Raw genomic sequence first — 21,137 nt, forward strand, 5'->3', positions numbered from 1 at the left:
AGCCTAGCAACCGCGCGGCCAGATTGCAGTGGGGGTCGTGATCCATGCCGAACCACAGCCTTGGCGGCAATCTCGCAGCGGATTCGCTCACCGACCTGGACCGCACCATCCTGGACACCGCGCGCGCCGTGTTCGAGACCTACGGTGTGCGCCGGGCCAACATCGAGGACATCGCCGCGCGCGCCCGCGTCAGCCGCAGCACCGTCTACCGGCGCTTCCCCACCAAGGACGACCTGTTCGGGCATGTGGTGCGCCGTGAGGCCGAGTCGTTTTTCACCACACTGGACCGGGCCACCGCGGGCTGCGATCCGCAGCAGGCCGTGATCGAGGCGTTCGCGCTCGGCGTGCGCCTGGTCCACGATTCCCCGCTGTACTCCCGGATCGTGGACAGCGAACCGGAGTTGTTGGGGATGTTCTCCCGCTCGAATGCCTTCCCCATCGGTCAGTTCGCCGACGGGATCGCGCACACCCTCCGCCGGTGCGGTGCCGACATCCCCGAACGCGACCTGATCAACATCGCCGACATCCTGCTTCGCGTCGCCCTGGGCATCATCGTGTTTCCCACCGACCGGCTCGACACGTCGGATCCCGCGGCCGTCCGCGAGTACGCCGCCCGCTATCTGGTGCCGATCATCCGCGGTTGAGCCGTTCCGGCTTGTCGGTGACCTGCACTAGCCTGAATGCGTGGCTGGGAGTTCTGCGGCTCCGCGGACCCGGTACGCCAGTTGCGGCGAGATCGACATCGCCTATCAGGTCTTCGGCGATGGCCCGATCGACCTGCTCGTGCTGCCGGGCCCGTTAATCCCCATCGACTGCGTCGACCTCGAGCCGTCGATGTACCGCTTTCATCGCCGGCTCGCATCGTTCTGCCGGGTGATCCGGTTCGACCAGCGCGGCATCGGCCTGTCCTCGCGGGTGCCGTCGCTTGACATGCTCGGCCCGGAGTCCTGGGCGCAGGACGCCATCGCGGTCATGAACGCGGTGGGATGCGAGCGTGCGACCGTCTTCGCCCCGGGTTTCACCTCGTTGGCCGGTGTCGTTCTCGCGGCCGACCATGCCGACCGGGTGAACAGCCTCGTCATTGCCAACGGCGCGGCCCGCACCCTGCGGGGTCCCGACTACCCCATCGGCAGTGACCTCGACGACGCCGATCGCTTCACGACGGTCGGGATGGAGCCGGACGCCGTCGAGCAGGGCTTCGACATGCTGGGCATCATCGCTCCCTCCGCTGCGAACAACGATGCGTTCCGTGCGTGGTGGGACATGGCCGGCAACCGGGCCGCGTCGCCCAGCATGGCCCGCGCGTTCATCAACAAGGTCAGGGAGGGCGACGTCCGCGACCGGCTTCCCCGCGTCGCCGTGCCCACCCTGATCCTGCATCGCGACAACCCCGGCTTCAGTCCCATCGGGCACGCGCACTACCTCGCCGAGCACATCCCCGGGGCGCGCCTCGTCGAGTGCCCGGGCGAGGACACCTTGTACTGGGTCGGCGACACCGCGCCCCTGCTCGACGAGATCGAGGAGTTCATCACCGGCGTGCGCGGCGGCTCCGACGCCGAGCGCCTGCTCACCACGATCGTGTTCACCGACATCGTCGGCTCCACCGAGCGCGCCGCACTGCTCGGCGATCACCGCTGGCGCGATCTGCTGGACAACCACGACACCCTGGTGCGCCACGAGCTGCAGCGGTTCGCCGGGCGCGAAGTCAACACGGCCGGCGACGGATTCGTCGCCACATTCAGCAGCCCGAGCGCCGCGATCGCCTGCGCCGACGCCATCGTCGACGCGGTCCGCGTGCTGGGCATCGAGGTGCGGGTGGGCATTCACGCGGGCGAAGTGGAGGTGCGCGGCAACGACGTCGCCGGTATGGCCGTGCACATCGGCGCGCGGGTGGCGGCACTCGCCGGCGCCAGCGAAGTGCTGGTGTCCTCGACGTTGCGCGACATCGTCACCGGGTCGCGACACCGCTTCGGCGACCGCGGCGAGACCGCGCTCAAGGGCGTGCCGGGCCAGTGGCGGCTGTACTCCCTGGTGCGCGAGCACGCGATCGTCCGGCGGTGAGCAGGCGCGGCTCGGCGTAGGCTGGCCCCTGATCCGAGTTCTGGCGCACAGCTTGGTTTTTCACTCGAAGGAGTACGCATGACTGACGTGCATGTCTCATTGCCTCCCGCGCTGCGGCGAGCGCTGGATCTGCTCGCCGATCCGCCGGCGGATCCCGACGTGAGCAAGGGTTACCTCGATCTGCTCGGCAGCGGAGCCGACGAGGGCGACCGCGTCGCGAAAAACACCGGACCGATCCAGGCCGCGTGGGCGTCACCGATCGGGTCGATGCTCTACGACAACGCCCAGGCCCTGTCGCGGCGGCTGATCGCCGCGTGGCAGACGCCCCTCGAGTGGTTGAACATTCCGCCGGGCGGCATCGCGCTGGACGTCGGCTCGGGCCCGGGCAACGTCACCGCCTCCCTGGCGCGCGCGGCCGGTCCGGACGGGTTGGCCCTGGGGATCGACATCTCCGAGGCCATGCTCGCCCGCGCCGTCCGCAACGAAGCGGGGCCGCAGGTCGGCTTCATCAAGGCTGACGCGCAACGACTTCCGCTGCGCGACGACACGGTTGACGTCGTCATCTCGACGGCCGTGTTGCAGCTGGTTCCGAATCCGGCGGCGGCCCTCGGCGAGATGGCGCGGGTGCTGCGACCGGGCGGGAGGCTCGCCGTCATGGTCCCCACCGTCGGCCCGGCCGCCCGGCTCTTCCAGAGGCTGCCGAACGTGGGGGCGCATGTCTTCGACGACGACGAGATCGCCGACATCCTGGAAGACCACGGGTTCCTCAGCGTGCGGGTGAAGAACCTCGGCACGGTGCAGTGGGTCCGCGGCAAGAACGGCTGAGTCCGGCGCGCTTCGGCCTTAGGAGGGCGTCTGCGCGACCACCGCGAGCCGGTCCATGGACTCGCGCAACATGTCCGGTGTCGTCGCGCGGGCGCGCTCGAGGCGGGTGGCGTCGGTCAGCGCCGTCCAGTCGTAGGTGTGCGTCACCGTGGTGAGTTCGGCGTTCACCGGGCTGAGCTCCCAGCGCCAGAGGTGACCGGGCGGCTGTCTCCTGGGTTCGGCTGGGCACCAGGCGATTTTGCTGCCCTCGACGAATTCGACGACGTGGTTCTCCCGCACGGCGCCGTTCGTCAGCGTCGTCTTGAACACGTCACCGACCGCACGCACCCGCTGCCCCGGAGCGGACGAGGCGAGGTTGTCGTTGCCGTCCCAGCTGGGGTGGCGGGAGGGATCGGCGATCAGCTCGAAAATCCGCGCGGCGTTGGCCGCGATGACGCGCGTGGCGCTCACGATGCGTTCTGCTTCCGTGTCGGACATATCGCTATCCAAACACGCGGACGGTCGGCGGGGCACGGTGTGAATGTGACCTTCGGCCGAAGCATCGGGGACCTTCGGCCGTCGAAGCGCCGGCCCGGGGATGCGACCGTGGTGATGCCGGGACAACCCGGTGGTCTGCCCGAAGTGCAGCAAGCCCATTTTTGGGCGAGGCCATCCGCAAGGGCCTGCTTGACCCACCGTCGCAGGACGGGGATCTGCCTTCGGGCAGACCTTCATGCTCACGGCATCCGGGGCAGCGCGTCGACCGGTCCCGATAGCGCCGCCTTGACGTAGCGGGTGTCGTCGTCGGCCAGCACTTCGGTGTCGTCGTTTTCGATGCCGTCGACGATCGCGCGCGCCACCTGGCGCGGGTCGTTCTTGGGGGCGGTGAAGCCCGCGGTCATGTCGGTGTCGGTGAAGCTGAGGTGCGCGGCGACGACCAGGGTGCCCTGCTTCTCGAGTTCTATCCGCAACGAATTCGTCGTCGACCACAACGCCGCCTTGGAGTCTCCGTACCCACCGGAGCCGGGCATCCAGGACAAGATCGAGGCTATGTCGACGAGGGCCCCGCCACCGTTGGCCGCCAGGATGGGCGCGAACGCCTTGGCGACGCGGAGCGCGCCGAAGTAATTCGTCTCGAACACCGCGCGCACTTCCTCGATGTCGCTGTCGAGCAGCGTCCGCGCGCCGAGGACACCCGCGTTGTTGATCACGATGCCGGCATCCGGAGCCGAAACGGCCAGGGCCGCAACCGACTCCGGCTTGGTGACGTCCAACTCGACACCGACCACCCGCGGATCCGTACTCGGTTTGGGCGTCCGCGCCGTGGCGTACACCTTGGCAGCGCCGCGTTGCAACAACTCGTCCACGATGGCCTTGCCGAGCCCGCGCTGTCCGCCGGTGACGACGACCGTCGACCCCTTGATGTTGACCATGATCCGCACTCCTTGACGTAGCTGTATCGATTTTGATTCTGTCACCGTCGTGCCGGCGACGACATAGTCAAGTATTCTTTACCTATGTCTATTCCATGGCCTGCGTCACAGCGCTACGGCATCATCATCCCGGCACCGGGAGGCCTGGGCCTGGTTCAGGACTTCCTCAACACGAGGGGCATCGACGGGTACGGACCGGACCTGCTCGCCGACCCCGCGCTCGCCGGCGAATGGGTAGCGGACGCGGTGCACGCCTGGTCGGCCGCCCGCGGGATGGACGCGCCGGTGCCCACGTTCGACGACGCGGACCTGGCCAAGCTGCGCGCCTTACGGGCCAGGATCGATTCCCTGGTCGTCGGCGAGGCACCCGGTGGACGAAGTGCCGTCCCCGCAGCCCTCGTGGTCACCGATGCCGGTGAGGTGCGGTTGGAGCCCAGCGGCACGGGCTGGCGCTGGCTCGCCTCGGCGCTGTGGGCCGAGATTCTGCTCAGTCAGCAGGACGACACCTGGCGGCGCATCAAGCAGTGCCATAACCCGCGCTGCGGGTCGACGTTCTACGACCGCTCCAAAAACAACAGCGGGGTATGGCACGACGTCAAAACGTGCGGCAACGCCGCCAACCTGCGCGCGTCCCGGGCCCGCCGACGCGAACGCGAGCGCGTGACCGGCTCAGCGGTTTCGCCACAGTAGGCGGTACCGGTAGTACAGGCCTCGCCGAATGAGCGCTCCCGGCAGCACGTCCGCGGTTACCCGACGGATCTCGTGCAAACTTTCCCGGGGATCGGCCACGGCAACGCCGATGCCGCGCGTCTCCCGATGCAGTAACGACCCGACGCGCGCCGCCGGTGTGCACAGGGCGGACCATGCCCAGTCGCCGACGGTCTTGTTGGCCGACAAACCGACGACGGCGAGCTCTCCTGCCGGCCTGAGCATTTCGCGCGCCTTGCACAGCGTCTCACGCAGCGGCAGGTGATGCAGGCTCGCCACGAAGGTGATGAGGTCAAACGAATGTGGTTGAGCCTCAAAGGCTTCGAATCGAGCGCGCCGCACCGACACGTTGGTTGCGGACTGCAGTCGATCCTTGGCCCGACGGATCGCGGATGGGTCGGCATCGATGCCGACGACGCTGCGCGACACCGAGGCCAGCCGCTCGGCCAGCAGCCCCTCACCGCACCCCACATCCAGGACATCGCCGGCGTGGCGCGCCGCGAGTTGGACCAGCCAGCCGTGATACGCGCTGTTGTGGTTCCAGTAATTGGGCGCCGTCAGCAGCGCTCGACGCCCCTCTGCATAAGCGTCACGTTGGTGCGTGTTCGGGGTGGCGCGCTTCTGCGCACCGCCTGCCACGCGTCGCAGGCCCGCGCCTTGATGGGCGTCACCATGTCGAAGTTGGCAGGGCTCTGGCTGATCCAGGACGGCAGTGTTGCCACGGTTTCGATCCTTCGTCTGTTCGGCCTGTGCGCCGAATCATTGAATTCCACCGCGCCCGCTTTACGGATGCGCCGCGCCGGGGTGAACGCCACGAAAAGCCGCATTGTGGCGCGACCCACACCCGCCGCAGCACCCGCCGTTGGTCACACAGTCGGCGGACGTCTGAACCGCCGCAAGTAGCCGGGCAACCCGTGCGCCGGCGGCGCTTTCGGCCAATCGTCGGCACGGAAATAGGCGTCGGTGCCGCCGTCGACGAAAATTACGCTCCCGCAGAGAAATTCGGCGGACTCCGACAGCATGAAGCACATCCAGTCGGCCATGTGCCCCGCCTGGCCGAAGCCACCGAGCGGCACCGGGAAGGACCGCACGGCCTTGGCCTGCCGCGGATTCGCCAGCTGTTCCTGCAGCAACGGCGTCATGATGGCCCCCGGGGCCAGGACGTTCACGCGCACCCCAGAGCCCGCCCATTCCGGCAGCACCGCGTGCCGTCGCACCCAGCGGCTGACGGCGATCTTCGACGCCGCATACATCATCGTCGAGGCCGCCGGACCGAACGGGCGCACCGACCGCAGCGCCTTGTCGGCGTCATCGGCGAGCAGCGCCTTCACCGTCCGGCGCGGCACGAGCGGCACCGTCGTCGACGAATTGCTCCCCACGACGACCACTTTCGCGCTTTCGGCCGCCGCCAGCGCCCGCCGCCAGGCGACGAGCGGTTCGACGACGCCGAAGTAATTGACCTGGCCGATCTGGCGCAGGCGCTCTCGACCTGGGCTGGGCCCGAGGCCCGCGGCCAGCACCGCACCGTCGAGTTTGCCGTCCGCGGCCGCCAGCACGCCGTCGGCGGCCTGTTTGCGACCGTGCGGCGTGGACAGGTCGGCGACGATATCGGCGTCCCTGATGTCGACGCCGATCACGGTGTGCCCATCGGCCTTGAGCCGCCGCGCGGTCTCGTGGCCCATTCCGGAAGCCGATCCGGTGACCGCATAAGTGCCCATCGCTCCGTTCTTACCAGCCGCCGTCCTGTTAGGTTGCCGGGATGCATGACCAAACGCCCTGTATCGACCTCGGCCGGCTCGAGTCCGTCTACGCGCCGCTGGCCACGTCGATCCGCCGGCTCATCGACGTCAGCATCCGCACCGAAGCGGAACCCGCGGCGGTGGCCGCGGCCCAGGCCAAGATCGACGCGGCCGCAGCCGAATTGGGCGAGGCGGCGCAGCCCGGACCCGTCGGCGTGCATTACCTGCCCGACGGCCAGACCGTCGCGTGGGGCAACGCGGTGGTCGGTGTGCGCAACCCGGTGGCACCGCCGTTGGTGGTCCACCACGAGCCCGACGGCGTGGTTTGGTCGGAATTCACGCTGGGCGCGGCCTACGAGGGACCGCCCGGCCATGTGCACGGCGGCATCTGCGCGCTGGTGCTCGACCATGTGCTCGGGGCGACCGCGCACCGGCCCGGCCGGCCCGCTTACACCGGGACCCTCACCCTGCGCTACCGGCGCCGAACCGAGCTGGAGCGGCCGCTGCGCGTGCAGGCGCATGTCGAGCGCACCGAGGGCGTCAAGACGTTCGCCGTTGGTCACCTGGCCGACGAGCACGGCGTCACCGTCGAGGCGGAAGGAATCTTCATCCACCCCAGGCAGCCACCGGCCTGACGTCAGGCTTTGGCGGCGGCCTTCTCGACATCGAGCAGTTGCTCGCCGCGCCGTTCCTCGTCGTAGGCTTCGCGGCCGCCACGCAAGCCGAACAGACGTTTCGAGAACAGCAGGTAGATCACGGCGGCCACGTTGATGGTGAAGGTGACCAGCCGGGTCATCGTGATGCCCTTGGCGAGGTCGTGAATCTCCAGGGGCAAGAACACCGAGGTGGCGATCACCGCGAAGTACTCGCCCCAGCGCTTCAGCAGCCACAGGCCGACGCCTTCGACGACCTCCAGCAGCGCGTAGGCGGCCAGCATCAGCGTCAGCAGGGCCAGGGTGGAGGGCTTGGCGGCCAGCGCCTTTTCCAACTCGTGCACGATCGTCATCTGATCGACCTTGAACCCGGCGGCGCGGAAGATCGGCAGGTCGCGTTCGAGGGTGGCCTGAATCGCGCCCCGTGCACCGCGAAACTTCCACACCGCATACGCGGCGAGCGCGATCACCACCGCCCGGAACAGGCGTTCCACCGCGAGCGTCCGGATAATGATGGCCTGGCGTAACGCCTTGCCGCGCATGATCATTGGCGCGTCCTCGGCCGGACCCCGCCGGTGCGGGTCGCCCACGGTGAATTCCCCGCAGCGCAGGCAACGCCAAACCTCACCCAACCCGGTGCTGCCGCTCAGCCGCGCGGCGAGGTCCTCCTCGTCGGGCGCGTAGGTGGCGTGGCCCGCGACCGCACAGGTGACCAGCTCCCACCGATTGCCGCCCTGATCTTTGCGCATGGCCGATCATCGACCGCGGGCAGCGGGCGACGCAAGGGGGCGCGCACGGCGCGCGTCAGAATCGGGACTTGGTGCGTGGCCGTTGGGCGGTCGGGCTCGCCGCACCCAGCAGGCCGGTGAGTTCGGCGACGGGGCTCTCGTCGAGGCGATCCACGGCCGTGACGATCTCGGCGCGCAGCGCTTCGTCACAGAACGGCTCGGCCAGCCAATGAAATTTGTCCACGACGCGTTCCCAGGACATGGGGCGGGTCGGCGACCCCTCGTAATCGGCTTGCTCGCGGTCGAATTCCCGCGCGTCGCGGGTCACCAGGTGCACCCGGGCCGCCGTGCGTCGAGGATAGTCGGCGGTGAGGTCGGCGGCCGGTTTGACGTCGACACGCGTCAACAGGTCCCGCACGTCGGCCCGCGAAACCCGTTCGGGTTCTAGCTGTTCGGGGCCCACCCCGCCGTCGAGGAGTGCCACCGCGCTGAGGTATTTGAGGTTGTAGTCTGCCTGCTCCTTGGTGCGCGGATCGTCCTTGCCGCCGTAGGCTCCCCCGCCAGCGAAGTCGTACGCGCCCTGAAAGACCTCGAGCGTCACCCGTGCGACGTCCTCGCCGCACAGGTTGTTCTCGGCGCGCAGGCCCAGGACCGCGTCGATCACGACCTGCCCGTGGATGAGGGCGCAGTACTGCTTGAGGTAGGTCTGTTCGACGCAGGTGAGCCGCCGGTCGGTGGTGGCCAGGTCGATGGGCTGATCGAAGAGCTGCACCAGGCCGTGTGGACCCTCGAACAGCGACCTGGGCCCGGTGACGCCGCGGCCGGCCAGCATGGTCGCGTATACCGCGCGCATGCCGGTGATGGCAGGCGAGATGCCCTTCCAGTTCGAGACCGGCTCGGCGTGCACCGTCGCCAGCGACACATTGTCGGTCGCGGCGGCCACGATGGCGTTGGCGGTCTGCTCGACGCTGAGACCGAGCAGCTTGGCCGTGCCCGCCGCCACCGACATCGACAGCTGCAACGCGTGATTGAGACCCCGGGCCATGACCGGCACCTGGGAGCTGAATCGGCACTGCACCTCGTAGGCGACCGCCAGCGCCAGCAGGAAGTCCGCCCCGCTGGCTCCCGTGTGCTCGGCCACGGCCAGGACGGCGCCGAAATTGTCGGCGGGATGACACAGGCCGCCGACCGTCAGATAGGTGTCCAGCAGGTCGGGGTAGCGCACCAGCACCGCGTTGAAGAACGCGGCCTGGTCCACCGACGCGCGTCCGCCGCCCACCAAAGTCGCGGTGGGCACTCCGCTGAACTGGTCGGTGTGTTCGCGAATCGACGCGACGAGCTTCCCGTCCAGGGAACCGACGGCACACGCGACGCTGTCGAGCACATTGCGTTTCATCAGCGCGCGCGGACGCTCGGTCAGATCGGCCCACTCGGCGCCGACGACGAATCCGGCCAGGTCATCCACAAGGTAGTTCTCTGCCATGCCTTTTCGCCTTCCGGGCTGCTTACTTTCACTGAAGCCCAGCGCCGGCCCGCCGTCCAGGACCGTTCTCCTACCAGTGCTCGGTGAGACTTCTCACCGCAGGTGGGGGTCGTCGGCCGGCGCCCACCACGGGCCGGCGGGAGGGGCCGGCCAATCGCGGGAGCGGGCCACGGCCAGCAGCGCTTCCACGGCGCCGCGCACGCTGGCGCGGTCGTCGTCGCGGCGGTGCAGCAGCGACCACGTCCACAGCGGCACCGGTTCGGCGACGGGACGCTGACCCAGGCTGGGCGGGAGCGCCGCGGTGTGGCGCTTGGGCGACGCGAGCACCGGCCCGCCGACCCTTCGCACGTGCGCGTAGAACGCGTCGCCGGCGATGCCGCCGTCGTCGATGGGGACGACGCGGGCACCGGTGTGGGCGGCGAACTCCTTGGCGTACCGGTTCCAGGACGACCATGCCGATTCGTCCGCGTCGATCAGCACGCTGACTCGTTGCGCGGCAACGGGTTTCGCCGAGCTCATGCCGGGCATGACCGCGTGCAGCGCCTCGGTCCGCAGCAGGTGCGCCGTCAGGCCGCGCTCCTCGACCTGGCCGGCGGTGACCCATGCCAGCGCGATGTCGAGGGTGCCCTCGGCCACGCGGTCGGCCTGCGCGTGCGACGGCAGCACCCATTCGTCGAGGCGCACATCCGCCGCCGGTCCCAGCATCGTGGTGATGCCCTCCGGCAGCCAGCTGACGTAACCCAGGCGCACCGGCGTGCTGCGCGCGGCGGCCTGCCGCAGCCGGTGCTTGGCATCGTCGGCCAGCGAAAGGATTCGGCGCGCATCCGGAAGGAAGGTCCGTCCGGCCTCGGTCAGCCGAACGCTCCGCCGGTCCCGCACGAACAGGTCGGCACCCAGTTCGCGCTCCAGCGAGATGATCTGCTGCGACAGGGCCGGTCCGGAGATGTGCACGCGTTGCGCGGCGCGGCCGAAGTGCAACTCCTCTGCGACGGCCACGAAGTAGCGCACCTGCCGCAGTTCCATACGCCGAGCCTAGACGGCACGATCGACCGCGTCCGGCCGCGGCGGGGGCAGGCTGATCGCCGTCGTTTCGTCCGTCAGGCGTTTGCCGATGACCCGGATCTGCCGCGCCGACAGCGGGCACAGCGGATGGACGGCCACCATCAGCGCAACCCGGCCGTCCTCGAAAACCGGTGCGGCGATGGTCACCACGGGTTGCTTGCGCCGTCCCGGGTTGTCATCGGAGAGGAAGCCGATGGTGGTGAACTCGACGAGCAGCTGATCCAAGATGTGCCGCACCGGCGTGGGCATCTCATCGCTGTCCAGCGTGCCGACCACCTGCACCGCCTGGGCCAGTGCGGGTGTGGTCCAGTCGACGTCGTAGCCGCGCTCGCGCGTGTGCTCCAGCACCTGCTCGAGCCGTCGGGCGCGATCGGGATTGTTGCCCGCACCGCGGCGGATCCACGCGCGTTGGTGCTCGTCGTCGTCCCACGCGGCGAGTGCGACCCCGAAGGGCGGCGCGTACGGGATCCGATCGCCCGGAATTCCGGACGGTTGAGTGGCGGGCTCGCCCTCAAAAGCGGTGACCACCAACGAGTCTCCGAAACGCTCGACCACCGAGCAGGCGTAGCCGACCTCGCCGGACAACCGCAGTGCCACGGAACGGGCCGCGTGCGCGAGCGGCCGGGCGGTGTCCGTCCGCGCCGCCACGACGGCCAACGCAGGCCCGAGGGTGAAAGTCTTGGTGACCGGATCGCGGCTGGCCCACCCCCGGTCGCACAGCGTCTTCAGAATCGCGTGCGCGGTCGCCTGGGTGAGCCCGAGCTCGCGCACGATGTCCGAGAACCGCGGCCGCGCATTCCCGGACCGGGCCAGGAGCTCGACAACGTCGAGCACCCGGGCGGTCGGCGCAGACGTCGATCCGCGAATGGGTTGACTCCTCTGCCATACGATTTAGAGTAAGGCGAATATTTTCGAGGTTTTTCTTCGACTATCCGAGAGAGTAACGCATTGCGTGCGGTTTCGTTAAGGGACGGCCCGCGGTGGATCGCGGTTCACCCGAACGGAGACCTGCCATGACCGAACGTGATGACCGCCAAGACATCTCGGAGCTGCTGGTGCGCTACGCCACCGGAATAGACCGGCGCGACTGGCCGCTGTTTCGCACCGTGTTCACCGCCGACTGCGAGCTCGACTACGGCGAGATCGGGTCGTGGACCGGAGTCGACGCCGTCGCGGACTTCATGGAGCGGGTGCACGCCCTGGCCGGGCACACGCTGCACCGCTTGACCAACCAGGCCATCACGATCGACGGCGATAAGGCCACGGCGCGGACCTACATCGACGGGCTGATCATGGCCGGCGACAACAACTCCGGCGTCAACGCGATCGGCTACTACGACGACGAGATCGTGCGCACCCGTGATGGCTGGCGCATCGCCCGCCGGCGCTACACCCAGGTGCGCCTGACGACAGTGGGGAGCACTTAGATGACGTTCGCAGCCAAGTACGGCCCGTGGGCGCTGGTCGCCGGCGCCTCGGACGGAGTGGGCGCGGCGTTCGCCCGCGCGCTCGCCGAGCGTGGCATCAACGTGGTGCTGATCGCGCGCCGGCAGGCCCTCCTCGATGAAGTCGCGGCCGAGATCGAGCGGGAAACGGCGGCGTCCACGCGGGCCCTGGCCATCGATCTCGCCGAGCCGGGCGCGGCGGCGGCGATCGCCGCGGCGACCAGCGACCTGGAGGTTGGCCTCCTGGTGTATTGCGCGGGCGCCGACCCGAACTTCGAGCCGTTCCTCGCCAATCCGGTCGAAGCCGCCGAGGCGATGGTGCAACGCAACTGCATGGTGCCGATGCAGCTGTGCCACCACTTCGCGGCCCCCATGGTCGAGCGGGGCCGCGGCGGGATCGTGCTCTTCGGGTCGGGCGCCGGCTTGGCCGGCGGCGCCAACATGGTGGCCTACGGCGCCTCGAAGGCCTTCGACATGGTCTTCGCGGAAGCGCTCTGGGCCGAGCTGCACGACAAGGGCGTCGACGTCCTCGGCCTCATCCTGGGCAAGACCGACACGCCCGCGTTGCGGCAACTCGAACACAGCCGCGGCCAGATCGGTTCGCTCGACGAGGTGCCGCCGGGCGCGGCCGACGTTGCCGACGTCATCGCGGAGGCGTTCGAGAATCTCGGTAACGGGCCGACCCTGATGGTCGGCGACATGATGCGCGCCGCCGAGCAAATGCTGGCGTCGCTAACCCGCAACCAGGCCGTCGCGCTGTTCGCCCAAGCCGCGGCCGCGGCCATGGGCCCCGATAGGTAGCGGGAACCTCCCCGCCTCGCGGCTCGTCGTACTGCGCAGGGAGCGATTTGTGCGGCCGCAGGTTTGCCAAACTTCGGGATCAGGTCACCCTAACTTTCCCGGCACAGCCCGTTAGCCAGCAAAGATGCGATCAGCCACGATGGCGCTCCGCTGAGCGACGACGTTGCTGGCGACCGGCTGCGCGGGTAACTTGGGTAATCGTTCGGCACGGCTGCCTCATCCGGAGTAGCCGCCTCATTCGCCACCCCTCCGTATCGAAGGATGACGATGCTCGCCTCCGACAGGCCCGCCACCGCGGTCGCAACGGCAGAACGCTCGCGGCGTCGCACCCTGGCACGTTCGGCACTGATCACCACGGCGTTCGTCGTCCCGGCGGTGGTGACGCGACTCGCAGGCCTGCACCCGGACCCGGTCGTCGCGCTGCTGATCTTCGGGGCCGCGGTGGTGTCGGCCAGCTTCCTGCTCGCGTGGGCCGCCGAAACCGCGCAGATCGACGTCTCCGGTGGGATGGCGACCGCGATACTGGCGCTGATCGCGGTCCTGCCCGAGTACGCCGTCGACCTCTATTACGCCTACGTGTCCGGCCATAACGCGGAGTACACGCAATACGCGGCCGCCAACATGACCGGGTCCAACCGGCTGCTGATGGGCCTTGGCTGGCCCGTCGTGGTGTTGGTCAGCATCGTGGTGGCCCGCAGGGCCGGTTCCGCGAAGGCCACCGGCCTGGCGCTGCAACCAACCAACCGTCTCGAACTCGGATTCCTGTTGGTCGCCGGTGTGATCGCATTCGCGATACCGGCGAGCGGGCAGATCCACTTCGGGCTGGGGCTGGCGCTGCTGGCCTGGTTCGGGTTCTACCTCTACAAGGTCAGCCACGGCGACGTCGAGGAGCCCGACCTGATCGGAACCGCAGCCGCCCTCGGGGAGCTGCCCGATCGTCGTCGGCGCGTCGTCGTCGTCAGCCTCTTCCTGGCATCCGGCGCGGTGATCCTGTTGTGCGCCAAGCCGTTCGCCGACAACCTGGTCGCCGCGGGCACCGAACTGGGCATCGACCGGTTCCTGCTGGTCCAGTGGCTCGCCCCGCTCGCCTCGGAGGCCCCTGAGTTCATCGTGGCGACCATCTTCGCCGCCCGGGGCAAGGGCACGGCGGCCATCGCCACCCTGATCTCCTCCAAGGTCAACCAGTGGACGCTGTTGATCGGGTCGCTGCCGATCGCCCACCTGCTCGGCGGCGGGGGGTTCTCGCTGCAGCTCGACTCGCGTCAGGTCGAGGAAGTGCTGCTCACGGCCACCCAAACCCTGATGGGAGTGACCCTGTTGTTGGCCCTGCGCTTCCAGCGCGCCGCCGCATGCACGCTGCTCGGCCTGTTCGTCGTGCAATTCCCCATCGCCTCGACGCACGGCCGGCTGCTGCTCTGCGGCGTCTACACCGCGGTGGCCGTCGTCGCACTGATCCGCTACCGCCGCTACCTGGCGGCCACCGTCCGGGCGCCGTTCTTCGGTACGGCCGTCCGGCACAGCGGTCACCCCCACCATCCGGTGCCGGACCCGTAACCACCGACGAACCCTCGCCGTATACGGTCCACGTTATGGATCGAGTGTCGGTGATCACAGGCGGCGCGGGTGGCATGGGGCTGGCCACGGCGAAGATCGTCGGCCGCGACCACATCGTGGTCCTCTGCGACGTCCGGCAGGACCGGCTGGAGAACGCGGCCGCAGCGCTGCAAGAGCTCGGGATGGCGCCCACGGCCGTCGACTGTGACGTCACCGACCGGCGGGCGGTCGCAGACCTGCTCAAGACCGCCAACAACCTCGGGACGCTCGCCTCGGTGATCCACACCGCGGGGGTCAGCCCGAGCATGGGCGCCGCCGACTACGTCATGCGCACCAACGCGCTCGGCACGCTCAACGTGAACGAAGCGTTTTACGCGGCGGCCGGCGAGGGCGCGGTGATCGTCAACGTGGCATCGATGGCGGCCCATCTGCTCCCGGCGGAAATGGTTCCGGTCGACCAATTTCCGCTGGCGCTGCGGGACGCCGACGCCTTCTTGGAGGCCATGATGACGACCTGCAACGTCGTGCCCGAGGAGGCGCGGTCCGGGATCGCCTACGCCGTCAGCAAGAGCTTCGTGAAGTGGTACAGCCAGTCGCAGGCGGAGCGATTCAACGCGCGCGGATTGCGCATTGTCTCGGTCTCGCCGGGGTCCATCGACACCGAGATGGGCCGGCTCGAGGAGCAGGCCGGCGCCGGCGCGATGGTCACCAACGCCGCGGTGCCGCGCTGGGGCAAGCCCGAAGAGATGGCCGAGCTGCTCGCCTTCTGCGCCAGCGATAAGGCGGGTTACCTGACCGGCACCGACATCCTCAACGACGGAGGCGTGATCGCCTCGATGACCGAGCGCGCCAGGGCGGCCGCTGCCACCGGTTGACACCGGATCCCCCGACACCAACTCGTTTCAGCGGCAATGCCCGCCGCCGGCGCGGCCGCGCTACCTATGCTGAGCGGATGCCGCAACCGGTGCTGCGTGAACGCCTGATCGATCTCGAGGTCCCGGACCAGGACGAGGCGCGCGGCCGCGCGCTGCGCAAGGCCGTGCCACGGCGCACGCTCGCACAGCTGACCCCGTCCGGGAAGTCGGCCACCGAAATCCTGGTGGCTCAGAATGCCGATCGGGTACCAGAACTCGTCCCGCTGCGGTTCGCCCGGATGCTCGCCGACCCGTTCTCCTTTTACCGCGGGTCGGCCGCGGTGATGGCCGCCGACCTGGGCGCCAGCCCGTCGAGCGGGATCGAAGTGATGTGTTGCGGCGACGCTCACGTGTCCAACTTCGGAATGTACGCGGCGCCGCATCGCTCAATAGTGTTCGACCTGAACGACTTCGACGAGGCAGCCGTCGCCCCGGCCGAATGGGACGTTAAGCGCCTGATCACCAGCGCGATCGTCGGCGGGCGCCATGCGGGCTATCCCGCCAAGGCCATCCGCCGCTGCGTCGGGCAGGCGCTGGCCGGCTACCAGTCCAGCCTGCAGTCCATGCTCGCGATGGACGTCCTGGACCGCTACTACCTTCGTGTGGAGCCGGAACGCCACGCCGAGACGGTATCCAAGGGCCTGCTCGGCGTGATTCAAAAGACGACATCCCGGGCTCGCAGCCGGACGTCGGCGCGGCTCTTCAGGCAGCTCACCGAGGTCGGCGCCGACGGGACGCCGCGGCTGCGGGAGGCGCCACCGGTCCTGCAGCACCTCGATGAGGACGCCGAAGCCGTTCTGGTGGAATCGATTCAGGAGTACCTGACCACCGTTCCCGCCGACATCGCGCTGCTGCTGTCACACTTTCGCGTCACGGACGTGGCGCTGCGGGTGGTCGGCGTCGGCAGCGTCGGCACCCGCTGCTTCCTGGTCATCCTGGTGGGACCCAACGCCACACCGCTCATCCTGCAGATCAAGGAGGCGACCCGGTCAGTGCTCGACGAATACGGCGGCTGGCCTCAACCGCGCATGTTGACGGCCGCCATCGAGGCCAAGGGCCAGGGCATGCGCGTCGTCGATGGGCAGCGGATACTGCAGGCGATGTCGGACGTGTTTCTCGGGCCGACCCGCAAGGACGGCCGCGACTACTACGTCCGGCAATTCCACGACATGAAGGGCACGATCGAGACCGAGGGCATGGCGGCCGCCACGTTTAGCGACTACGTCGCCGCCTGCGCGGTGCTCCTGGCCCGGGCCCATTCCCAGAGTGCGAACGCCTCGTTGCTGCGCGGATACGTCGGCTCTGGCGGGATCGTGCAATCCGCGGTGGCCGAATGGTGCTACGTCTACGCCGACAAGTCGCTCGACGATTTCCACCAGTTGAAGGCCGCGGCCGCGGCCGGCGACATCGAGGTCGCGGCGGACCCCGCCCGGTAGCAACTTGCCCGGCGCGGCCCCACTCGAACACCCCGGCAGAAAGGCGGCACCAGTCGATGCGAAGCCGCGCGGCCATCCTCTATGAGTACGGACACCCCTGGACCGTCGAGGAATTCGAGCTGGATCCGCCGAAGGCGGGCGAGGTGCTGGTGCGGCTGGCCGCGTGCGGGCTCTGCCACTCCGACGAACACATCCGGCAGGGGAAGTTGGCCGCGCCGCCAGAGACCTTGCGCGCCTTGGGGTTACCCGCCATGTCGCCGACGATCGGCGGCCACGAGGGCTCCGGCGTGGTCGTCGATGTCGGGGCGGGCGTCGCCGGATTCGCGCCGGGCGACCACGTGGTGACATCCTTCGTCGCGGTCTGCGGCCAGTGTCGTTGGTGCGCCTCGGGGATGGAGTACCTGTGCGACACGGGGTCGGGGACCCTGGCGCCGGGCATGCCGACGGACGGCACCTTTCGCCATCACACCGCCGACGGCCGCGACCTCGGCCACGTGTCCAAGATCGGTGCATTCGCCGAACACACTGTCGTGGCGGCTAATTCGCTGGTCAAGATCGACCCGAGCTTTCCCCTGGTGCCCGCCGCGCTGCTGGCGTGCGCGGCGCCCACCGGGTACGGGTCGTCGGCCCGGCGCGCCGGGGTACGGGGCGGCGACACGGTGGTGGTGATCGGCACCGGCGGCATCGGAACCGCGGCCGTTCAGGGCGCGCGCATCAGCGGCGCGGCCCGGATCGTCGCGGTCGACGTGAGCGACTTCAAGCGCACCTCCGCTATGACTTTCGGCGCAACCCACGTCGCCGCGACGGCGACCGACGCGCTCGAGCTGGTGCGCGACCTGACGCGCGGAGTGATGGCGGATGCGGTCGTGGTCTCCCCCACCATGATCGGCGAGGCCGACGTCGGGACGGCGCTGGCGTTGACCCGCAAGGGCGGCACGTGCGTGCTGACCGGGCTTCCGGTGCCCGCGACGGTCTCGATCGCCGTCGCCCTGCAAGACTTCATCCTGATGAACAAGACGTTGTGCGGCACGGTGTTCGGCTCGTGCAATCCCAAGAGCGACATCCCGCTGCTGGCCACGCTGTACGAGTCGGGTCGACTACTCCTCGACGAGATGATCACCCAGCGCTACCGGCTCGGCGACATCAACGACGCCTACGCCGATCTGGCTGCAGGCCGCCTGGTCCGCGGGGTCATCGACTTCGGCCTGGGCCAGTAGCCAGTCCCGCGACCGGAGCCGCCAGGTCCGGCGGGCGTACTCCAGCTCGGTGTAGGGCCACTGGGTGACGATGCGGCCGGTGGGCGAGCGAAAGTAGCTGTCGCACCGGGTCCAGATGGTGCGCTCCAGATCCGCGGAAAGCTGGTCGTTGTAGCGCTTTTCGGCTTCCGGGCGGACGTCCACGTAGCCGCCCGTGCGCGCCACCCGGCTGACCGCGCTGGCAACCAGACGCGCGGCGGCCTCCAGAATGTAGACAATCGAGTTGCCGCCCTGGTTGGTGTTCGGGCCGTAGAGCATGAAGAAATTCGGAAAACCGCTGACCGCGACGCCCAGGTAGGCACTCGGGTCGTCACCCCAGCGCTCGTGCAGACTTTGGCCGCCTCGTCCGAGCACCTCGATGCCGGCGAGGTAGCGGCTGGTCTGGAATCCGGTGGCGCACACGATCGCGTCGGCGCCTATCGACCCGCCGCTGACAGTCTCGATCGACGTCTCGGTAACTCGCGCGATCGGTTCGGTCACCAGATCGACGTGGTCCTTCTGTAGCGCCAGATAGTAGTCGTCGCCCAGTAGCACCCGCTTGCATCGGAATGGATAGTCGGGCGTCAGCGCCCGGCGCAGTCGCTCGTCGGCAACGGTGCGCTCGAGGAACGACGTCGCGACCCGTGAGCGACTCGCCACCCGCGGGTCTTCGACGGCGTTGCCGGCGAAGTCGTGAAATTGCTTCCAGACTCGCCATCGTTCCCTGCGAACCGCCCACGGGTGGCGGCGAAACCTCGCCAGCTCCTGATCACTGAAGGGACGGTCGTCCTTGGGCACCATCCAGGGCGGCGTTCGCTGAAACACGGTGACACCGGCGGCGATTCGAGCGAGTTCGGGGACCACCTGCACCGCGCTGGCGCCGGTACCGATCACCGCGACTTGCCGGCCGGACAGGTCCACCCCCGGATCCCACGCAGATGTGTGCATCAAGTGGCCGCGGTAACCGGTGAGTCCCTCGATGTCTGGCAGTTTGGGGGCGCCGAACAGGCCGACGGCGCTGACCACCACGTCGGCACGCAGCGTGGTGACGGTGTCGCTATTCGCCTGTTGCAGCTGCAATTCCCACTGCCGGCCGCCCTCGTCCCATCGCGCCCGCCGTACGTGAGTCCGCAAGGTCAGGTGGCGGCGCAGGTCGAAGTCGTCGACCACCGATTCCAGGTAGGCCAGGATTTCGGGCTGGCGGGCGTAAGTACGGCTCCAGGATTTGTTGGGGGCGAAGGAGAACGAGTACAGGTGGCTCTGCACGTCGCACGCGGCTCCGGGATAGGTGTTGCGCCGCCAGGTCCCGCCGACGCCGTCGTCGCCCTCGATGATGACTAGATCGTCGATCCCGGCCCGGCGTAAGGCGACGGCGACGCCGATGCCCCCGAACCCCGCACCGATGATCGCCACCCTGGGCGGGCGTCCGCGGCGGGTCGCCGCCCGCAGCCGGCCGATGCCGTAGCGCCAGCGGGCCTGCCTACTGGTCACGGGCTGCCCCCGCGAATCAGGTAGCCCGCCAGGCCACCGTCGGCGCGCCATGCCTGCAGGATGTCGGCGTACTCGGTTGGGGCACCGAAGAAGAAGCTGCCCTGGCGGGTCTTGTTGTCCGCCTTGCCCTCCCGGTTGTAGTAGCCGGGCGTGCAGGTCTGGGCGCGCTCGGCGCTCGCCGCCGAGCGGGTGACGACGGTGTCGACCCAGGCGGACTCCGCGGCGGGTGCCGCCTCGACCTCGGTGACGCCGCGCTCGAGCGCCCAGGCGATGATCCACGCCGCGTGGGTCGCCTGCACGTCGAGCAGGTAGGGGAAGTTCACCGTCAGGCCCGCCTGGGCGATGCTTTCGATGAAGCAATTTGGGAACTTCGTCGTGCACAGGCCCTGGAAGGTGCGCACCCCGTCGGCCCAGTGCTGGGTCAGCGACACGCCGTCGCGGCCGATCAGTTCGAAACCGGTGCGCCGACAGTAGTCGGTGCCCACCTCGAATCCCGTTGCGAAGATCAGGCAGTCGAGCTCGTAGGGCACACCGTCGACGACCACACCGGAATCGGTGATGCGCTGCACGCCGCGGCCGCGGGTGTCGACCAGCGTGACGTTGCCCCGGTTGAAGGTCTCCAAATACTCGTCGTGGAAGCAGGGTCGTTTGCAGAAATACCCGTACCACGGTTTGAGCGCCTCCGCGGTGGCCGGATCGGTGACGATGCCGTCGACCCGCGCCCGGATCTCCTCCATCTTGGCGAAGTCCGCGATCTCGATGTCGTGGCCGCGCTGCGCCGGGTCCACGCCGCCGTCCCCGTCATGACGCATCACCGGCAGTTTGCGGGTGATGCTTGTCCAGGCGTCGGCGACCAGGTCCTCGTCGGCCTGACCGCCCGCCGTCAATATCTGGAAGTTCTCGATGCGTTCGCGCTGCCAGCCCGGCCGTAATGTGCTGGCCCACTGCGAATCCGTGGCGCGGTTGGCGCGCACGTCCACCGATGACGGCGTGCGCTGGAAGACGTAAAGTCGCCGCGCCGCCCCGGCGAGGTGCGGGACGCACTGGATCGCCGTGGCGCCGGTACCGATGATGCCCACGCGCTTGTCGGCGAGCCGCTCGAGGTTCTCTCCGGTGTAGGCGTAGTCCCACCGGCTGGTGTGGAACGCGTGCCCGCGAAAGGCCCCGAGGCCCTCGATGCCGGGCAGCTTGGGCTTGGCCTGATAGCCGTTGGCCATGGACACGAACCGGGCCCGCATCTCATCGCCCCGGTCTGTGCGGATGATCCACCGCGATTCTTCGACATCCCAACGGATCTCACGCACGTCGGTCTGCAGGCGCGCGTCGCGGTACAAGTCGTAGTGCCGCGCGATGCGCTGGCAATGCGCGAAGATCTCCGGTCCCTTGGCATATTTCTCGGTGGGAACGTAGCCGAGCTCCTCCAGCAACGGCATGTACACGTACGACTCGACGTCGCAGGCGATTCCGGGATACCGGTTCCAGTACCAGGTGCCGCCCACGTCGGCCGCCCGGTCGATCAGCCGCACGCTCCGCACGCCGAGCTGGCGCAGCCGCACCCCCGTCAGCAGCCCACCGAAGCCCGCGCCGATG

At 68.9% G+C, this 21,137-nt stretch carries 21 protein-coding genes; 11 read left to right on the plus strand and 10 right to left on the minus strand.

The annotated features are described in order from the left end of the window. Nucleotides 1-44: 44 nt before the first annotated feature. The 3 genes from A5697_RS07530 (at nt 45) to A5697_RS07540 (ending at nt 2,886) form a co-directional block, all read left to right on the plus strand. On the plus strand, nt 45-644 hold the full coding sequence (locus tag A5697_RS07530) for a TetR/AcrR family transcriptional regulator (protein WP_068009372.1): 600 nt from the start codon (nt 45-47) through the stop codon (nt 642-644). A 40-nt stretch (nt 645-684) separates the two neighbouring features. Continuing rightward, entirely contained in the window at nt 685-2,061 is a 1,377-nt protein-coding gene (locus A5697_RS07535; protein WP_068009375.1) for an adenylate/guanylate cyclase domain-containing protein, read from the plus strand. 78 nt (nt 2,062-2,139) lie between these two features. Next, the gene (locus tag A5697_RS07540; protein ID WP_068009377.1) at nt 2,140-2,886 is read left to right on the plus strand and encodes a methyltransferase domain-containing protein; all 747 of its coding nucleotides are present in this window, start codon (nt 2,140-2,142) and stop codon (nt 2,884-2,886) included. Between the two features lie 18 nt (nt 2,887-2,904). Here A5697_RS07540 and A5697_RS07545 read toward each other — a convergent pair whose 3' ends face one another. Then, complete coding sequence (locus tag A5697_RS07545; protein WP_067944628.1) at nt 2,905-3,363, minus strand: SRPBCC family protein; 459 nt, start codon at nt 3,361-3,363, stop codon at nt 2,905-2,907. A 239-nt stretch (nt 3,364-3,602) separates the two neighbouring features. Next, a complete protein-coding gene (locus A5697_RS07550; RefSeq protein ID WP_067944638.1) occupies nt 3,603-4,298 on the minus strand; it encodes an SDR family oxidoreductase in 696 nt (231 codons plus the stop codon). A gap of 84 nt (nt 4,299-4,382) precedes the next feature. Between A5697_RS07550 and A5697_RS07555 the strand changes: the two genes are divergently transcribed. Further along, on the plus strand, nt 4,383-4,988 hold the full coding sequence (locus tag A5697_RS07555; protein ID WP_231972000.1) for a CGNR zinc finger domain-containing protein: 606 nt from the start codon (nt 4,383-4,385) through the stop codon (nt 4,986-4,988). On the opposite strand, the gene A5697_RS07560 is transcribed toward A5697_RS07555, so the two are convergent. Together A5697_RS07560 and A5697_RS07565 are read right to left on the minus strand one after the other, a co-directional pair. Continuing rightward, nucleotides 4,968-5,567 (minus strand): bifunctional 2-polyprenyl-6-hydroxyphenol methylase/3-demethylubiquinol 3-O-methyltransferase UbiG, encoded by a 600-nt coding sequence (locus tag A5697_RS07560; RefSeq protein WP_068009410.1) that lies wholly within the window; start codon nt 5,565-5,567, stop codon nt 4,968-4,970. The two genes, A5697_RS07555 and A5697_RS07560, sit on opposite strands and share 21 nt — an antisense overlap. Nucleotides 5,568-5,872: 305 nt before the next feature. Next, entirely contained in the window at nt 5,873-6,724 is an 852-nt protein-coding gene (locus A5697_RS07565) for an SDR family oxidoreductase (RefSeq protein ID WP_068009379.1), read from the minus strand. A 41-nt stretch (nt 6,725-6,765) separates the two neighbouring features. Between A5697_RS07565 and A5697_RS07570 the strand changes: the two genes are divergently transcribed. After that, on the plus strand, nt 6,766-7,380 hold the full coding sequence (locus A5697_RS07570) for a PaaI family thioesterase (RefSeq protein ID WP_067944626.1): 615 nt from the start codon (nt 6,766-6,768) through the stop codon (nt 7,378-7,380). Nucleotides 7,381-7,382: 2 nt separating this feature from the next. On the opposite strand, the gene A5697_RS07575 is transcribed toward A5697_RS07570, so the two are convergent. The 4 genes from A5697_RS07575 to A5697_RS07590 all read right to left on the minus strand — a co-directional run bounded on the left by A5697_RS07575 (nt 7,383) and on the right by A5697_RS07590 (nt 11,505). After that, on the minus strand, nt 7,383-8,147 hold the full coding sequence (locus A5697_RS07575; protein WP_068009385.1) for a DUF2127 domain-containing protein: 765 nt from the start codon (nt 8,145-8,147) through the stop codon (nt 7,383-7,385). Between the two features lie 55 nt (nt 8,148-8,202). Further along, nucleotides 8,203-9,591: an MmgE/PrpD family protein gene (locus A5697_RS07580; protein WP_082953288.1), complete on the minus strand. Its 1,389-nt coding sequence runs from the start codon at nt 9,589-9,591 to the stop codon at nt 8,203-8,205. Nucleotides 9,592-9,702: 111 nt separating this feature from the next. Beyond that, a complete protein-coding gene (locus A5697_RS07585; protein ID WP_068009390.1) occupies nt 9,703-10,632 on the minus strand; it encodes a LysR family transcriptional regulator in 930 nt (309 codons plus the stop codon). 9 nt (nt 10,633-10,641) lie between these two features. Then, nucleotides 10,642-11,505 carry an IclR family transcriptional regulator gene (locus A5697_RS07590; RefSeq protein ID WP_067944438.1) on the minus strand — a complete coding sequence of 288 codons (864 nt, stop codon included), beginning with the start codon at nt 11,503-11,505 and terminating at the stop codon, nt 10,642-10,644. Nucleotides 11,506-11,684: 179 nt separating this feature from the next. Here A5697_RS07590 and A5697_RS07595 point away from each other — a divergent pair, with 179 nt between their 5' ends. The 6 genes from A5697_RS07595 to A5697_RS27035 all read left to right on the plus strand — a co-directional run bounded on the left by A5697_RS07595 (nt 11,685) and on the right by A5697_RS27035 (nt 18,038). Next, entirely contained in the window at nt 11,685-12,098 is a 414-nt protein-coding gene (locus A5697_RS07595; RefSeq protein ID WP_068009392.1) for a nuclear transport factor 2 family protein, read from the plus strand. Then, the gene (locus A5697_RS07600) at nt 12,099-12,917 is read left to right on the plus strand and encodes an SDR family NAD(P)-dependent oxidoreductase (RefSeq protein ID WP_068009394.1); all 819 of its coding nucleotides are present in this window, start codon (nt 12,099-12,101) and stop codon (nt 12,915-12,917) included. It begins immediately after the preceding gene. 261 nt (nt 12,918-13,178) lie between these two features. Next, nucleotides 13,179-14,471, plus strand: a complete 1,293-nt coding sequence (locus A5697_RS07605; RefSeq protein ID WP_068009396.1) for a sodium:proton exchanger — start codon at nt 13,179-13,181, stop codon at nt 14,469-14,471. A 35-nt stretch (nt 14,472-14,506) separates the two neighbouring features. After that, nucleotides 14,507-15,346 carry an SDR family oxidoreductase gene (locus A5697_RS07610; RefSeq protein WP_082953287.1) on the plus strand — a complete coding sequence of 280 codons (840 nt, stop codon included), beginning with the start codon at nt 14,507-14,509 and terminating at the stop codon, nt 15,344-15,346. 77 nt (nt 15,347-15,423) lie between these two features. Next, entirely contained in the window at nt 15,424-16,821 is a 1,398-nt protein-coding gene (locus A5697_RS07615) for a DUF2252 domain-containing protein (RefSeq protein WP_068009398.1), read from the plus strand. Nucleotides 16,822-16,877: 56 nt separating this feature from the next. Further along, on the plus strand, nt 16,878-18,038 hold the full coding sequence (locus tag A5697_RS27035) for a Zn-dependent alcohol dehydrogenase (protein ID WP_156673200.1): 1,161 nt from the start codon (nt 16,878-16,880) through the stop codon (nt 18,036-18,038). Here A5697_RS27035 and A5697_RS07620 read toward each other — a convergent pair. Next, nucleotides 17,919-19,547 carry an NAD(P)/FAD-dependent oxidoreductase gene (locus tag A5697_RS07620; protein ID WP_068009402.1) on the minus strand — a complete coding sequence of 543 codons (1,629 nt, stop codon included), beginning with the start codon at nt 19,545-19,547 and terminating at the stop codon, nt 17,919-17,921. The genes A5697_RS27035 and A5697_RS07620 overlap by 120 nt on opposite strands. Further along, on the minus strand, nt 19,544-21,137 hold a 1,594-nt coding region (locus A5697_RS07625; protein ID WP_068009403.1), incomplete at its 5' end, for an NAD(P)/FAD-dependent oxidoreductase. The genes A5697_RS07625 and A5697_RS07620, both read right to left, overlap by 4 nt.

It is taken from the genome of Mycobacterium sp. E3251, assembly GCF_001666835.1.
Lineage (GTDB): Bacteria > Actinomycetota > Actinomycetes > Mycobacteriales > Mycobacteriaceae > Mycobacterium.

Excerpts from the sequence above, each read along its gene's own strand:
- A5697_RS07530 (WP_068009372.1), top strand. The coding sequence starts at position 45 with ATGCCGAACCACAGCCTTGGCGGCAATCTCGCAGCGGATTCGCTCACC.
- A5697_RS07540 (WP_068009377.1), top strand. The coding sequence starts at position 2,140 with ATGACTGACGTGCATGTCTCATTGCCTCCCGCGCTGCGGCGAGCGCTG.
- A5697_RS07545 (WP_067944628.1), bottom strand. The coding sequence starts at position 3,363 with ATGTCCGACACGGAAGCAGAACGCATCGTGAGCGCCACGCGCGTCATC.
- A5697_RS07550 (WP_067944638.1), bottom strand. The coding sequence starts at position 4,298 with ATGGTCAACATCAAGGGGTCGACGGTCGTCGTCACCGGCGGACAGCGC.
- A5697_RS07555 (WP_231972000.1), top strand. The coding sequence starts at position 4,383 with ATGTCTATTCCATGGCCTGCGTCACAGCGCTACGGCATCATCATCCCG.
- A5697_RS07565 (WP_068009379.1), bottom strand. The coding sequence starts at position 6,724 with ATGGGCACTTATGCGGTCACCGGATCGGCTTCCGGAATGGGCCACGAG.
- A5697_RS07570 (WP_067944626.1), top strand. The coding sequence starts at position 6,766 with ATGCATGACCAAACGCCCTGTATCGACCTCGGCCGGCTCGAGTCCGTC.
- A5697_RS07575 (WP_068009385.1), bottom strand. The coding sequence starts at position 8,147 with ATGCGCAAAGATCAGGGCGGCAATCGGTGGGAGCTGGTCACCTGTGCG.
- A5697_RS07585 (WP_068009390.1), bottom strand. The coding sequence starts at position 10,632 with ATGGAACTGCGGCAGGTGCGCTACTTCGTGGCCGTCGCAGAGGAGTTG.
- A5697_RS07595 (WP_068009392.1), top strand. The coding sequence starts at position 11,685 with ATGACCGAACGTGATGACCGCCAAGACATCTCGGAGCTGCTGGTGCGC.
- A5697_RS07600 (WP_068009394.1), top strand. The coding sequence starts at position 12,099 with ATGACGTTCGCAGCCAAGTACGGCCCGTGGGCGCTGGTCGCCGGCGCC.
- A5697_RS07605 (WP_068009396.1), top strand. The coding sequence starts at position 13,179 with ATGACGATGCTCGCCTCCGACAGGCCCGCCACCGCGGTCGCAACGGCA.
- A5697_RS07610 (WP_082953287.1), top strand. The coding sequence starts at position 14,507 with ATGGATCGAGTGTCGGTGATCACAGGCGGCGCGGGTGGCATGGGGCTG.
- A5697_RS07615 (WP_068009398.1), top strand. The coding sequence starts at position 15,424 with ATGCCGCAACCGGTGCTGCGTGAACGCCTGATCGATCTCGAGGTCCCG.
- A5697_RS27035 (WP_156673200.1), top strand. The coding sequence starts at position 16,878 with ATGCGAAGCCGCGCGGCCATCCTCTATGAGTACGGACACCCCTGGACC.